The organism is Rhodococcus sp. FG69 (genome assembly GCF_057808915.1).
The window spans coordinates 1-13,602 of record NZ_JBMDIX010000012.1; the positions used below are offsets into that span (position 1 = coordinate 1).

Annotated in this window: 16 protein-coding genes; 8 read left to right on the forward strand and 8 right to left on the reverse strand. The window is 62.7% G+C overall.

The features are described from left to right. On the reverse strand, window positions 1–2,194 hold a 2,194-nt coding region (locus ACODSO_RS11335; RefSeq protein WP_489037061.1), incomplete at its 3' end, for a putative bifunctional diguanylate cyclase/phosphodiesterase. A 153-nt stretch (window positions 2,195–2,347) separates the two neighbouring features. Then, entirely contained in the window at window positions 2,348–3,022 is a 675-nt protein-coding gene (locus ACODSO_RS11340) for a TetR/AcrR family transcriptional regulator (RefSeq protein ID WP_489037062.1), read from the reverse strand. Window positions 3,023–3,087: 65 nt separating this feature from the next. Between ACODSO_RS11340 and ACODSO_RS11345 the strand changes: the two genes are divergently transcribed. Next, window positions 3,088–4,227 carry an FAD-dependent oxidoreductase gene (locus tag ACODSO_RS11345; RefSeq protein WP_489037171.1) on the forward strand — a complete coding sequence of 380 codons (1,140 nt, stop codon included), beginning with the start codon at window positions 3,088–3,090 and terminating at the stop codon, window positions 4,225–4,227. Here ACODSO_RS11345 and ACODSO_RS11350 read toward each other — a convergent pair. Further along, window positions 4,211–4,615 carry a cupin domain-containing protein gene (locus ACODSO_RS11350; RefSeq protein WP_489037063.1) on the reverse strand — a complete coding sequence of 135 codons (405 nt, stop codon included), beginning with the start codon at window positions 4,613–4,615 and terminating at the stop codon, window positions 4,211–4,213. The two genes, ACODSO_RS11345 and ACODSO_RS11350, sit on opposite strands and share 17 nt — an antisense overlap. A 53-nt stretch (window positions 4,616–4,668) precedes the next feature. On the opposite strand from ACODSO_RS11350, the gene ACODSO_RS11355 reads away from it, so the two are divergent. The 3 genes from ACODSO_RS11355 to ACODSO_RS11365 all read left to right on the forward strand — a co-directional run bounded on the left by ACODSO_RS11355 (window position 4,669) and on the right by ACODSO_RS11365 (window position 6,383). Then, window positions 4,669–5,643 carry a GlxA family transcriptional regulator gene (locus tag ACODSO_RS11355; RefSeq protein ID WP_489037064.1) on the forward strand — a complete coding sequence of 325 codons (975 nt, stop codon included), beginning with the start codon at window positions 4,669–4,671 and terminating at the stop codon, window positions 5,641–5,643. Between the two features lie 105 nt (window positions 5,644–5,748). Then, window positions 5,749–5,994: a DUF3263 domain-containing protein gene (locus ACODSO_RS11360; protein ID WP_068372194.1), complete on the forward strand. Its 246-nt coding sequence runs from the start codon at window positions 5,749–5,751 to the stop codon at window positions 5,992–5,994. 125 nt (window positions 5,995–6,119) lie between these two features. Then, window positions 6,120–6,383 carry a hypothetical protein gene (locus tag ACODSO_RS11365; protein ID WP_489037065.1) on the forward strand — a complete coding sequence of 88 codons (264 nt, stop codon included), beginning with the start codon at window positions 6,120–6,122 and terminating at the stop codon, window positions 6,381–6,383. Window positions 6,384–6,419: 36 nt separating this feature from the next. Here ACODSO_RS11365 and ACODSO_RS11370 read toward each other — a convergent pair whose 3' ends face one another. After that, window positions 6,420–7,907, reverse strand: a complete 1,488-nt coding sequence (locus ACODSO_RS11370; RefSeq protein WP_489037066.1) for an HNH endonuclease — start codon at window positions 7,905–7,907, stop codon at window positions 6,420–6,422. Between the two features lie 331 nt (window positions 7,908–8,238). Between ACODSO_RS11370 and ACODSO_RS11375 the strand changes: the two genes are divergently transcribed. Together ACODSO_RS11375 and ACODSO_RS11380 are read left to right on the forward strand one after the other, a co-directional pair. After that, the gene (locus tag ACODSO_RS11375) at window positions 8,239–8,619 is read left to right on the forward strand and encodes a histone-like nucleoid-structuring protein Lsr2 (protein WP_489037067.1); all 381 of its coding nucleotides are present in this window, start codon (window positions 8,239–8,241) and stop codon (window positions 8,617–8,619) included. 256 nt (window positions 8,620–8,875) lie between these two features. Then, a complete protein-coding gene (locus ACODSO_RS11380) occupies window positions 8,876–9,163 on the forward strand; it encodes a hypothetical protein (RefSeq protein WP_489037068.1) in 288 nt (95 codons plus the stop codon). A 15-nt stretch (window positions 9,164–9,178) separates the two neighbouring features. On the opposite strand, the gene ACODSO_RS11385 is transcribed toward ACODSO_RS11380, so the two are convergent. Then, window positions 9,179–9,490, reverse strand: a complete 312-nt coding sequence (locus ACODSO_RS11385) for a hypothetical protein (protein ID WP_489037069.1) — start codon at window positions 9,488–9,490, stop codon at window positions 9,179–9,181. Between the two features lie 197 nt (window positions 9,491–9,687). Here ACODSO_RS11385 and ACODSO_RS11390 point away from each other — a divergent pair, with 197 nt between their 5' ends. Next, entirely contained in the window at window positions 9,688–10,086 is a 399-nt protein-coding gene (locus ACODSO_RS11390) for a helix-turn-helix domain-containing protein (protein ID WP_489037070.1), read from the forward strand. 415 nt (window positions 10,087–10,501) lie between these two features. Beyond that, a complete protein-coding gene (locus tag ACODSO_RS11395) occupies window positions 10,502–10,843 on the forward strand; it encodes a hypothetical protein (RefSeq protein ID WP_489037071.1) in 342 nt (113 codons plus the stop codon). A gap of 55 nt (window positions 10,844–10,898) precedes the next feature. Here ACODSO_RS11395 and ACODSO_RS11400 read toward each other — a convergent pair whose 3' ends face one another. Genes ACODSO_RS11400 through ACODSO_RS11410 form a run of 3 tightly spaced genes read right to left on the reverse strand, consistent with a single transcriptional unit; the run spans window position 10,899 to window position 13,487 of the window. Next, on the reverse strand, window positions 10,899–11,666 hold the full coding sequence (locus ACODSO_RS11400; protein WP_489037072.1) for a TetR family transcriptional regulator: 768 nt from the start codon (window positions 11,664–11,666) through the stop codon (window positions 10,899–10,901). 46 nt (window positions 11,667–11,712) lie between these two features. Then, window positions 11,713–12,498, reverse strand: a complete 786-nt coding sequence (locus ACODSO_RS11405; RefSeq protein WP_489037073.1) for an SDR family NAD(P)-dependent oxidoreductase — start codon at window positions 12,496–12,498, stop codon at window positions 11,713–11,715. Continuing rightward, window positions 12,495–13,487 (reverse strand): SDR family oxidoreductase, encoded by a 993-nt coding sequence (locus tag ACODSO_RS11410; protein WP_489037074.1) that lies wholly within the window; start codon window positions 13,485–13,487, stop codon window positions 12,495–12,497. Before ACODSO_RS11410 ends, ACODSO_RS11405 begins: the two co-directional genes overlap by 4 nt. Window positions 13,488–13,602: the final 115 nt, after the last annotated feature.

Genomic DNA, 13,602 nt, shown 5'->3' on the forward strand with positions numbered 1-13,602 from the left:
GGTGCCCGCGAACGCTCCGCAGCATCTCTGTGGTGAGTTCGGCATTCTCCGGCCGTCCCATCAGGTACCCCTGCGCGAGATCGCATCCTGTGGCCACGAGCGAGTCGAACTGGGCCTGCGTCTCGACGCCCTCGCCCACAACGGTGACGTCGAATGCCTTGGCCAGAGCGACGATTGCCGCTACCACCGCTTGCGCGCGTGGATTGGGCAGCGCGGCGATATAGGACTTGTCGATCTTGAAGCACTCGAACATCGGGTACCGGTCGAGGTACGAGATCGAGCTGTGGCCCTTGCCCAGGTCGTCGAGGAGTAGCGCAACACCCATCTCGTGGAGTGCGGTGAGGGTGTCGGCGACACGTGCTGTGTCCGAGACCCAGGTCGTTTCGGTGATCTCCAGTCCGAGAGCGTGGGGAGGTAAGGCGGCTTCCTCGAGCACCGCAGCGACGTCGTCTGGGAATGCCGAGCTGCGCAACTGCAGGGCGCTGACATTCACTCTTATCGTAATGTCCCACACAGCACGCCACTGTGCGGCTTGACGGCACGCCGTCCGCAGCGCCCAGGAGCCGAGAGCTGTTGCCAGTCCAGTTCGTTCGGCAACGGCGACGAACTCGGCCGGCGAGATCGCGCCGAGTTCCGGGTGATCCCAGCGGGCTAGCGCTTCGAGCGCGACGACCGTGCCCGACGCGATGTCGACGATCGGTTGATAGTCAAGGGTCAACGAGCCGTGGGCGAGAGCGTGTCGGAGGTCGATCGACAGCAACCGGACGCGTTCGGCGTCGTAGATGTCGCCGGTGTCGAACACCGCGTAGCCACCGGTTCCGCTGTCCTTGGCGCGGTACATGGCCAGGTCGGCATGGTGAATCAGATCTCTCCGCGTGGTCCCTGGCTCGGACACGGCGATGCCGATGCTGACGCTGAGCGGGGTGGGTGCTTCACCGGAAGGCTGCGGTGCCGCGATCGCGGTCTCGATGTGATGAGCGAGTTCCTCGGCATGGGTGACGCTGTCGATGCCCTCGCAGATGACCAGGAATTCGTCTCCGCCGAGCCGGGCGACGGTATCTCGCTCCCGGGTTGCCGCGGCGAGTCTCCGGGTGAACCGGACCAGCGCGAGGTCACCGGACTCATGCCCGAGACTGTCGTTGATGATCTTGAAGTCGTCGATGTCGAGCAGGAGAAGTGCCACCGACCCCGACTCATCGTGGGCACGCGCCAACGCGTCGTCGATCACTTCGTAAGCGAGAGCGCGGTTCGGCAGGCCGGTGAGGGTGTCGTGCATCCCTCGTAGACGGAGCTGACTGTCCAGGTCGATGCGTGCGAGCGCTGTCGACAGGATGCTTGTGATTGCAGTGAGGAAAGAGACCTCCCACTCTCGGTAGTCGCGCCGGTACGACGAGTAGATCGCGAGCGCTCCCCACGGGGCCGGTGTCGAGATGGGCACTGCGACGCCGCTGTGGAGCCCGAGACTGGTCATCGTTGCCGTGTTGAATCGGGTCTCCTTGTCCACATCGGCGCAGACCACCTGTGTGTTGTGCTTCAGGGCGTACCCGGCCAACGACTCATCGCCGGCACGCACCACGGCGCCTTTTCCCAGCACACGAGTCACGGAGTCGACACGGAGGGTGCTGTCGGTAGGGGAGTCGTGACGAATGACCGCCGCGGATTCGACGCCGAGCAGCGAACCGGCCGCGGCGGTTGCGGCGGCCAGGAGTTCCGGGAGGTCGGCGTCGACGGCCAGCCGGCTGAGCTCGGCGAGTGCCTCCTGTTCGGCGGCGTAGTGCTGAGCTGTGACTGCGGCAGCCTCCAGTTCGGCATCTCGCCGGTGTCCGACGGTGCGATCGCGGATGATCGTCGCGATCAGATCGGGTCGACCCTCCGTTCGGCGGACGATGAAAGTGCAGACGGCGGCAGGTATGCCTGCACCGGTCACTTGGTGCCGTAGCTCGCTGCGGCCTCGCCAGAACCCTTCGCCGCGCAACCCGCTCTCGGCATCGTTCGCCACCTCCAGTCCGCGTGCGGTGAAGAACTGCGAAGTGGTCATCGGGGGGTCGGTGGGCAATTCGTCGAGACCGACGAGAGCCAGGCCGGAGGGGTTGACGTAGACGACTTGTCCGATGAACTCGGACAGGGCAACGAAGTCAGGGGACAGCTCGAGTAGCGCCCGCAGAATTGCCGGGTCGTCCTTTGGGTCGGGCATAGGCCATCCGTTCGTATCCACACGGCATCAGTCCGCGACGCTGGGCCACGTCTTATCGTGTCAGGTCACAACGATCGGGAGACCTCTATGTCATCCGTCACGGTGTCATCGTCGCGCGGCGGCGTTGTGTTTCCCCTGACGCTCGATATCCAATCATTTCCTGTGCGGAACGCGGCTCTCGATGCCAGCGAGGAAGTAGTCGATTCCGGCGAGGAATTGCATACGGTCGTCATGCTCAGGCATCTGCGCCGCTATCCGGTGAAGAAAGGGGAAGCGTGCGGGGTCCAGTTCGGTCCACCGGTGTGCGATCGCGGTGAGGACCGTTGTTCGGTCGGTCTCGTTCCCGTGCAGTCGGGCGTTCGCGGCGTTCTGCACGGCGACGCCGAGGATGTAATTCACCAACGCAGTGGTTGCGTCGAATAGCGCGCTCTCGGGCACACCCAACGCGTGAACCTGCGCGCCGACGACTTCGAGGATCTTTGCGGTAGCCGAGTGCCCGGTCTCGCGGGCGAGTTGAGCGCCGACCCACGGGCGCGCATCGATGGTGTCGAAGAGTGCGAGTGCAGTAGCTGTGATCGACTCCCGAGGGCTTGCTTCGACCGCCTTGTCGGCAAGGACTCGGGTCACTACGCCGTCGGTCGCAGCGTCGAGCAGTTCGCTCTTGTTTCGGACGTGCCAGTAGATCGCCCCGCTTCCCGTGGAAAGTCGGGCCGACAGCGCCCGGAATGTCAGAGCGTTCTCGCCCACTGCATCGAGGATCTCGATCGCTGCGTCGACGATCCGCTCATGAGACAGCGCCTCGGATCGTCTTTCGTTCTTGCGCGCCATTCGTTCATCTTGACATAGCTGGAACGCTGTTCCAATATTCGTTGGAACAGCGTTCCAACGAAGGGATCATCGTGAAGATTGCCATCATCGGTGCGGGCCTCGGCGGCCTCACCCTCGCCCGTGTCCTCCGCCTCCACAACATCGACGCAACGGTGTACGAGTCCGAGGTGTCTCCAGCGGAGCGCACACAAGGGGGTCAACTCGACATCCATGAGCTCGACGGCCAAGTCGCGCTCGCCGCAGCGGGACTGACCGCAGAGTTTCAGGCGATCATCCATCACGGCGCGGAGGCAACTCGCGTGCTCGACAGTGCCGGTGTCGTTCTGTTCGATGAACCCGACGATGGCACAGGCGGACGCCCTGAGGTGCTGCGCGGGGATTTACGGAGGATTTTGATCGACTCCCTGCCGACCGGGATGATCAGGTGGGGCAAGAAGCTGATCGGCGTCGAGCCGCTCGGCGACGGCAGGCATGGCCTGAGATTCGCCGATGGATCCGCTTCTATCTCCGATCTCGTGGTCGGTGCCGATGGTGCGTGGTCGAAGATTCGTCCGCTGGTGTCCTCGGCGACGCCGGAATACGTCGGGACCACTTTCGTCGAAACCTATTCGTACGACGCCGACGAGCGGCACCCCGCAGCTTCGGCGGCCGTCGGCCGCGGAGCGATGTTCGCATTGAGCCCCGGCAAGGGAATCGCTGCGCACCGTGAGGCAGGGGGAATTCTGCACACCTACGTCGAGGTGAACCGTCCCGCCGAATGGGTCGACGGTGTCGACTTCACCGATGCTGCTGCCGCGAAAGCCTATGTTGCCGCCGAATTCGACGGTTGGGCAACTGAACTCACCTCACTGATCGTCGACGCGGACAGCGCGCCGGTTGCGCGGATGATTCGTGCGCTCCCGAACGACCACCATTGGGATCGGGTGCCCGGGGTGACGCTCGTCGGTGATGCCGCGCATCTGATGCCGCCGTCAGGGGATGGTGCGAACCTGGCGATGTTCGACGGTGCAGAACTCGGCAGGGAGATAGCTGAATACCGCGGTGACATCGAAACCGCCCTCGCAGCATACGAAGCCGCCCTGTTCCCGCGGAGCGCAGCAGCGGCCGTCGAGGCACACGAGACGCTGGATCGGTGCCTCGGTGATCGCGCTCCCTACGGCTTGATCGAACTGATCTCCGGCGCTGCCGTCATGGGTTCGTCGTGATGTCGCGGCCGGTCGTCGAACGAATATGAGCGGGAATGTCGTCGCTGCGATCACCAGTGTTGACCGTGCTCGACGGCTCGAACAGTAGGACGGATGCGCCGTCGACGGAGGAAGGCTTGTGTTCGACTCCGCGCGGAACGGTGAACACCGATCCGGCAGCGAGGTGGACGACGCGTTCATGTCCTGGCGTTTCGCGTAGTGCGATGTCGATGTCGCCGCTGAGCACGTGGAAGAACTCGTCGGTGTCGACATGGCGGTGCCAGACGAATTCGCCTCGGATCTTGACGACTCGAACGTCGTAATCGTTGACACGAGTGACGATGTGCGGGCTCCACTCGTCGGCGAACGTGTCGAGGACGCGCTGGAGTTCCGCGGGTTGCGTTGTCATGGATCCGATTCTGCATGTCGCCTGGACATGGTTGTGAGTGCTATAAATTGCACGTGTCGAAAGAAAACTCTCACCCGGGAGATCATCGCGTGGTGGTCATCGTCGACGAGAACTCGAACCCGTTCGAATTAGGCTGCGCGACTGAGGTATTCGGACTCTACCGGGACGAGCTCGGTGGGAAGCTGTACGACTTTCGGCTGTGTGCCCCCGAACCGACGACGAGAATGCGTGACGGGTTCTTCTCGTTGACCTCGGTCGAGGATCTCGGGGCTGCAGACACCGCGGATACGCTGATCGTGCCCAATCGGCCGGACACCGAGGTGCCGCGCAGGCAGGAGGTGTTGGACGCGGTGCGGCGAGCTCATGACCGCGGAGCGCGGCTCATTGGATTCTGTAGCGGCGCATTCACTCTTGCTGAGGCAGGAGTGCTCGACGGTCGTCGGGCCACCGCCCATTGGCAGTGGGCCGAGGTATTTCGCGGACGGTTCCCGCAGGTCGTGTTCGAGGAGGCCGTGTTGTTCGTCGACGACGGCGATATCCTCACTGCGGCTGGGAGCGCCGCAGCATTGGATCTCGGACTGCATGTGGTTCGTCGCGATCACGGTGCGGAGGTCGCGAACTCGGTCAGCCGCAGGTTGGTATTCGATGCCAACAGGGACGGCGGTCAGAAGCAATTCATCGAACGGCCGGTTCCGGCCCTGTCGTCGGAGTCGCTCGGTCCGCTCACGTCGTGGGCCGTGGAGCATTTGAGCGACGCGATCCAGGTGGCGGACCTTGCCCGGCAGGCCCACATCAGCGTTGCGACGCTGCATCGCCGATTCATCGCTCAGCTCGGTACGACTCCGCACGCATGGCTCACTCGCGAGCGCGTGCGGATGGCCTGTCGGCTGCTCGAGCGCGGCGATGCAAACCTGACTGCGATTGCGGCGGCCACGGGTGTGGGAACGACCACGACCCTGCGAACTCTGATGCGCCGAGAAACCGGCCTCACTCCGTCGGCGTACCGTCAGCGATTCGGCGGGCGGTGACCATACGCGGTCGACGGCTTCTGTTTGCGTGCAGTTCACCACCGCGGTGATAGGTCGTCGTGTTCGGACCACGACTCGTAACGTGGGCACTGAACACTTCGGACCATGCAGACTCTGAGGCCCGCGATCGACAGCGAGCAGAATCGAATGTTGGATTTCGCACGGCTGTGGGCTCCGCACGGAGGCGGACCGTCCGAGGACATCATGGTGCGCTTCGGTCTGACATCCACCGAGTTCTTCACACGTCTGCAGTCGCTGCTCGAGCATGATGAGCAGACCGAACTTCTCACACCGGGCACCCGTGCTCTCGTCCTCGCATGCTGCCGACGACGGCTGTGGGTCGAGGCCTGATCTGTTTCACTACCGAAACTCTCTGCAAGTTGCCAGCTTGATTTGCTTCTGGTTCACCTTTTGTCCATCTATCGTTAAGGCTGCCTCGGGACGCGAGGGAGTCGATCGATAGCTAGGCGGAGGGCATGGGCGACTACGCGGACGAGGAGCAAGCACGCGTGTTCGTCGATCTCCTCGGCCGCGAAATCGAGGATATCTCCGACCAGATCGAATGCGAAGAATTGCGCGCCCGTTCCGCTACGGCTCGCACGGATATGCCCACTTTCGAACGGCACCACACTGCAGCCCTCGCGATGAGGTCGACCCTCTACGAGCTGCACCGTCAACTCCAGGCGCTGGACGTCCGGTTCCCCCGCTTACGGATCCGCACGCCTCGTCCGCACGAGTGATGTGCGGCCGCTAGAACCGCGTCGGCGAATAGTGTTCTATGCGGCGTGTTTTCGGCGACGGTGGTAGCTGGGATGAGGCTTACGGCTCGGATCTTCGGAGGCAGGTGGGACGACATACGGGTGACCGTCGTCGCCCATGACGAGTTCCCATTCGGTGGTGTGGATGATGCGATGGCACTCTCCACACACGAGCGCGAGGTTGTTCAGATCGGTGGCGCCCCCATGTTGCCAGTACACGACGTGGTGCACCTGACACCATGCCGCGGGCCGGCCGCATTTCACACAGCATCGATCACGGATGACGACGGCGTTGCGTTGCCCCGGCGTCGCGAGTCGAACACTCTTGCCGAGCATCAGCGGAACCCCGGCACCGTCGACGATGACGGGCGTCATCGATGCATCGCAGGACAGGTATTCGGCGAGCTGGCGGCTGATGGGCCCGGTCCAGTCGAGCTGGAACGGCCAGTCACGTTCGGACCGCTCACCGGGACCGCTTGGCTCCGGAACGTTGTCGGATGGGGGATTGGCGTCGCTTGAATCGTCTGGGTTGCTGTCGGTCCGAGTGGCCGTTGAATTCTGCTGCGGGCATTGATCTTTCTTCATCAGGTCGGCGAAGTTGACCAGTAGGGCGACGTCCCCGGTGCCACCCGTGCCGGGCGGCCGGGAGTCGCCGAGGTAACGGTCGAGTAGTAGTGAGAACCCGTCTGCTCTGCGTTGGCTGGCTGATCTGTGGTCGAGCGTGCCATCAGGCGCGGGTGTGGGTGCGCTCAAAGGCGAGAGCGCGGTGAGGAGTTTTTCGGCCGTGAACTTGTCGACGTTTCCGTCGATCTTGCTGCGGCCATTGGCAAGCAAGAAGATGCCAAGTGTGTTCAGGGCGGTGTTCTCTGACATCGGAGTCGGCGGCGGCCCGGGAGGCGGGTCGTCAGGGTTTGGGTCTTGGTCTGGGGCGGGATCGGGGTGGAGATTGTCGACCGGGTCCTCTGCCTTCGTGCGTTCTCTCTCTTTGCGTTCTTGTTCTCGTCGACGCTGTTCTTCCTCGAAGCGCGCCGCAGCGTCGGCTGCAGCGTGGTGTGCGAGTTCCTGTGCACGTTCGGTGACAGCTCTGGCGGTCGAGCGGGTGGCGACGTCCAGGAGCACTCGCACCACGTCCGGCTGGGCGGAGTCCGTGAGGGTGGGCTCGGACAGAACGACGAGGGCCAAGCCGTCGGCGATAGCTCTGGCATGTGCAGCATGGATGGTCCCGTCGCTCAACGCGTCGGCGACCGTTCGGCGTTCGCCGAGCCAGTATCCGAGGGAGATCTGCTTTTCTGCATTGAACTCGGGGATTCGAACCGCGTCGGCGTACCAGCGCTTCACCGAACCGTGGCCGAGTTTCTTTGCGAGCCGACGGCGGTCGGCTTCGGCGAGCATGGCCATTCTCGCGGCGGCCAGGTATTTCTCGGTGGCATCGACGTGCGCGAGTCCGGACACGATCTCCTGATCGGAGAGCGTGTGTGCTGTGGTGAAGTCCCCCAACTTCTTCATGCCACGCAAGCTACAACGCACGACCGACAAGAAGTGGCGGGCGCGGAGGCGTCGGATACTCCGTGGCTGAATCGCTGCTCCGTTGTCTCTTGCTTCGAGCGTCCATGTAGTTCTACCGTTAAGGATATTCTCAGCCTTTTCCGTAATTCTTCGACCGACAAAAGGACCGTTGGGTCTGAAAGACGAGAATTCATCGGTGGCGATGCGGGCATACGGGCTGTTGTCCATATCGAAATGAGAAGAATGTGTCAGGAGGCCTCCCCTGAATTCAGTCGTACTCGGTAGTTGGCTAACCTGGTAGCTATTCCCTCGACACGAAAGGCCTCGCACTGTGGCTAAGCAAGTCATCTATGAATTGGTCGACGACATCGACGGCACCTCTATCGACGAGGGCCAAGGCGAGTCCATCGAGTTCTCGCTCGACGGCGTCGACTATGTCATCGATCTGAAGAACAAGAATGCCAACGATTTTCGAAAGAAGCTCGACTACTATGTTGGCTTCGCCACGCGCGTAGGTGGGCGCAAGCGCAAGGTTGCATCGGCAGGCGCCGTCGCCAGTGCCGGCGCGCCCGCGCAGCCGGCCGCCTCGACGAAGCGTGATCCTGCGCAGACGCGTGCAATCCGCCAGTGGGCTGCGGATAGTGGATATGACATCAACGATCGCGGCCGAATTCCGGCAGAGATCGTGGAGGCATACGAAGCAGCGAATTAGGCCTGTCGAGCCGGCGCCGGTTTTACAAGGTGGTGCTGGCTCGATCGGCAGTGCTTCCCTGCTCTCCGGGTCGTCGCATCGGATTCGGTTGGTTACGTACGGGTTCGATCGCCTGACAACTCGTGCACAGCGCGGAACTTCGTTCGTCGCAGCCCTGCGGGCCGTGATTTCCGATTCCAGTTTCCCGACCTCGGTAACGTCCGCCTGCCCTGGCCCGACGTGACAGTTACGACTGTCGACGAAGGGTGTGACGAGCATGAGGAATGTGAGCCGACGAAGTGCGGTCCTCACCGGTGTGATGGCGCTGCCGATCGCAGCGGGGGCCACTGTCGGTGTGGCGACCGCGGCTGCCGATCCCTGGCACTACGGACCGGTCTACCGATCTGAATCCTCCGGAGAAGGTGGGCAGTATCTCTGCAACAAGGCCCAGTCGCTCGAGCAGGCGACGCAGTCGATCGTTCTGGTGCCGTGCACCAATGAACCCAACACCGATGTCTGGTACCGAATAGTGGTGAACCCGTACAACTGGGGGTGGAGCGGGTAGGGGCAGCGCGGCCAGTCAGGCCATCGGTTCACGTGTCAGGCGAAAGCCTTTACTGCCCAGAGCTACACCGAGTGCGGCGCCGAGGCCTGCGCCGACGAGGGGGAGGACGCTCGCCCACCGATTCAAGAAGACCCCGGATCGAGCCTCGAACGAGATGTTCAGAGCTGTCTCGTCGGCTTTGCTCATTTCTACGCCGCGCAGGGGTTCGTAGACTCCGTTGTATTCGACTTCGGGCGCGAAGAAGGTCTCTTGGATCAAGTCCGAGAGCATCGGCAGCAGACCCACTGTGAGGCCGAGCGCCATGAGCAACAACACGAGTACACGCATGGGTGAAGGGTGCGTAACCTCCGCAAGAATCTCACGTGGCTGCAGTAGACATCGCGCCTGTGCCGACGGTACTATTTTGCCGGACCGACGCTCGGTCAGCGCTAGATGCTGTCCGCTCGAACTGCCGGGGGTCGGTGGGCACTTCGGTGCTGTGTTCTTTTGCAGCAGCTCTCCTCGTGCCGGTCTCGAGTTCGAGCGTGAAGCACCCGAAGGGCATTGTGGATTCGCATATCAGGAGCGCTGGCGAGGATTCGGCCAGCGAGAAGTTCGACGACGAAAACTATCCCGCCTACAACATCGGCACGGCCGCGCAGATGCTCGGTGCGACGCCGGGTTTTCTGCGTAGCCTCGACGAGGCAAAACTTCTGTCTCCGCACCGATCCGAGGGTGGTCACCGGCGGTATTCGCGGTATCAACTGAGGATCGCGTCGCGCGTTCGGGATCTACTCGACGACGGTATGGCGCTCGAGGCTGCGTGTCGCATAGTGCTTCTGGAAGATGAACTGGCCGATGCGCGTAGCCGCAACTCCGACTTGCAAAAGGCAATCGACCACCGTGAGAAGGCTGACGGGAAGGCTCCCGACAGCAAGGTGTGACAGTCGCCTGGCTGTTCAGTTGATCTGGGTGCAGATAGTCGGAGGGCCCCGGTGCCGAAGCACCGGGGCCCTGGAGGGGAATTACTACCATCTGTTTCCACTTGCCTGAAGCAACTGCAATGTTCGCCCCGAAAATCTTGTCCATGCGGGCGAACTGACGATACGCAACTCCTTCCTTCTTCCAATTTCCAATTACACCTGCTCGACGGCGATGGTGCTGCCGTCGTCCTGCTCGCGGGCAGTTCGTTCTCTCCCGCGCCTTGCGATCTCTCTTTGTCTTACGTCAGAAACTATAGCCAGACCGATCCTGAATGTCTACTCCGACCGAGATAGATTTTTGATGTTGGTTGAGATCGGTTGTTCCGCTGGTCGCGGTCCTCCTGCATCCAGGCGAGGCACCCGTACGCTCGGTTCTATGGAGACAGCACTGCTTGGGGCGGCGGGATTGCAGGACTCCGGCATGGACTGCATGCCAGGCTTCGGGTCCTTCCTGCTGCTCTACGGGGGCGGGTTCCTCGCTCTGCTCGTGTGGATTCCCATCTGTGTTATCGCAACCTTCGGTGTCCTGGGTGCGACCAGTCGCCTCGGTGTGGGCCTGAGCGTGTCGTTCGTGCTGGGAATCTGGCTCGCGCCATTGATCGGACTGGGCGTGTGGCTGGCCTACGAGAGATCGGTTGGAGAACGCCGCCCTAGTGACGCTCCACTGGAATCCACAGCTGGCCTTTCCCCGAGCTCCAATCCCCGGACGTTTCGGTAGTGGTCGGCAGCTCCCTTCGTGATCGTGGCTGGCCGCCGGCAACTCACTGGAATTGTCAACTGATCTGGCCCCGCGGTGGCTTCCTTCCGTGAGATGCACCATCAGGTCGCGAAGGCGGGATCAGCAGGTGCACTCTTTCGACGAGGCCCAGTGCAGTGTTGGTATCGGCACCGTCGAATACTGCTGTGTGAATGCCGCGCATCGCGCCGGTGAGGAGGTGCGCTGCAGCGAATACGTCTGTATCACTGTCGATCTGCTCCGCTTCGGTCGCAGCACGGAGCAGCTGGGCGATCGCATCTACGAAACTGTCGTGCCAACGTTCGGCTGAGCCCTCGGATTTCGGTACTCCGAGATTGCGGAACAGTACGTGGGTTCTCGGGGTGTCGTAGATGCTCGCTGCCGCGATACGAAGAAATGTCTGCAGCTGCTCGAGTGGGGTGTCCGGCCAGGTGGCGGCTGCCGATTTCTCGTGGATACGGTCTATCAGCACGGTCGCGGCGTCGTCGACGGCAGCCTGGAAGAGTTCACGCTTGGTGGGGAAGTGGTGGAATGCAGTTCTCGGTGCGAGACCGCATCGGAGAGAAACACTTTCGATCGTGATGTCCCCGTAATCGGCGTCCCGCAGCAGTTCCTGTGTGGCCTCGATCAGTCGGGCCGCTGCGGGCCCGGGTTCGTCGGTAGCCGACGACCCGGCCCAGCGATAGAGCGTCGTGGTGTGGATGCCCAGTGAGCTCGCCACGGCCGCCGGGCTCTCGGAACCGCCGAAAGCACGTGCGACGGCTTCCTGCCGATCAGCGAGTGTGAATCTGGAGACCCTGGCCATGCTCGTGACACTACATTCCTCGTCGGGTGCCGAGTCCGGCCCGAACCTAGTGGAGCATCCGCGCGAGGGTAGGCAGTAGAACTCGCGCGGGGACGAGACTCGCAGCGATCGCCTGAACAGTGTTTCGTCGGCCCGAGATCACCTGCGGGCGAGACCGTCTGGCGTCGAGTATGCGCATGGCAGTGGCGACGACCTCGGTCGGTGTTTGGTAGCTGCCGGCCGCCGCAGCGGTGTCTCCGATGACGTCGAAGAACTCGGTACGGGTCGGGCCTGGATTGAGCGCGAACACTCTGACTTCGTGTTGTGCTGCTTCGTACCACAGGGACTGGCTGAAGCTCAACACGAATGCTTTGGCGGCCGCGTACACCGCGAGCGACGGGACGGGCTGGAACGCAGTCGTGCTGGCGACGTTGACGATGGTGCCGGTCGAACGATCGATCATGTCCGGGAGGAACGCCGAGCAGATATCCACGACAGCGCGGATGTCGACGGCGATGAGGCGCTCGAAGTCGTCGGCATCGCCGTCTGCGAACGGTCCCTGTACGGCGAACCCTGCATTGTTGACGACGAGATCGATCTGCTCGGGCACGACATCGCGCAGTCGGCGTCCGCTCGATTCCTTGGACAGGTCCCAGGCGACTGTCCGGCAATGGATTCCGTGGATTTGCTCGAGCTCCTTCGCCAGGGTGGTGAGGCGGTCTTCTCGTCGTGCGACCAGTACGAGATCGGAGCCTCGGGCGGCCAGTGCTCGGGCGAACTCGGCACCGATTCCCGAGCTTGCGCCGGTGACCATGGAGCGTCCAGGTCGGTAGCGAGAACCTCGGAGGTTCATCGGTCCGAACCGACGGGCGTGCGCCCGAGCTCAGCGGCCGAACGGCGTGCGAACTCCTCGTACGACGTCGGTGTGTGTCCGAGCAGAGTCGGAAGAACCGTCAGGTCTCCGGCCGGTAGGCCGTGGCTGTCGTAGTAGGTCATCATCGTGCGGTACGCCTCGCGTGCATCGGCGGGCCAATTCTTCATGTCACGAGGGTTGGACGCGGCCCTGGCACCGCGAACGAGGTGGCCGGCCGAGTGCAGCTTCGTCGATCGCACAGCATGCCCGACAACCGAGGCGAGTGCAGGCAACACGTCGAGTGAGTTCGTCAGGGACGACGGGGGAATCCGAACGGCAGTCACCCGGTGGCCCAGCACGCGCGACCAGATCTGTGCCATCTCGTGGCGTGTGAGTTCTACCGTGGAGAGGTCGTAGGTGCGACCGGTGTGTGACCGCGGATCGATCAGGATGTTCGCCGCGGCCTCTGCGACATCGGCGACGTCGACAACACCCATGACGCTGTCCGGGGACACCGGGTACGGCATGACGCCCGCCTGCAGGAATTCCCATACTTCTAGGTAGTTCTGCATGTAGTGCGACGGTCTGAGCACCGTGGTGGGGATTCCGCTTTCACGCAGCAGGCCTTCGGCGATGTCCTTCTGGTGATGGTGGGTCAGTTGATGCAGGTGTGGATGGATAACGGAGTGGAATACGATGTGCTGCAGCCCGTTTGGAGGCCCTATCGCGATCAGGTGATCGATGATCGGTCGTTCGTCGATGATCTGAGTCGGTGCCGCGTGGTACAAGACGTCAGCCCCCGTCAGGGCGGTATCGAGGGTCTCGGCCGACCTTAGATCTCCTACGACCACCTCGGTCGCCCCGTCCTGCCGGGTGGTCGCAGCCTGGGTCGCATTCTTCACGACTGCGCGAATGGGCACATTCTGTACTGCGAGTTGTCGGACCAGTAGACGTCCGACTCCGCCCGCTGCGCTGGTCACTGTGATCATCAGTCCTCCTCGGCGATGAGTGAGGCGGGTGCCTGGCTCATTTGCGAATATTGCATATTGAGTGCATATAACGCAAGAGATCGAGGTGGAAGCTGCAGCTTCTGCGTTCAGGGCT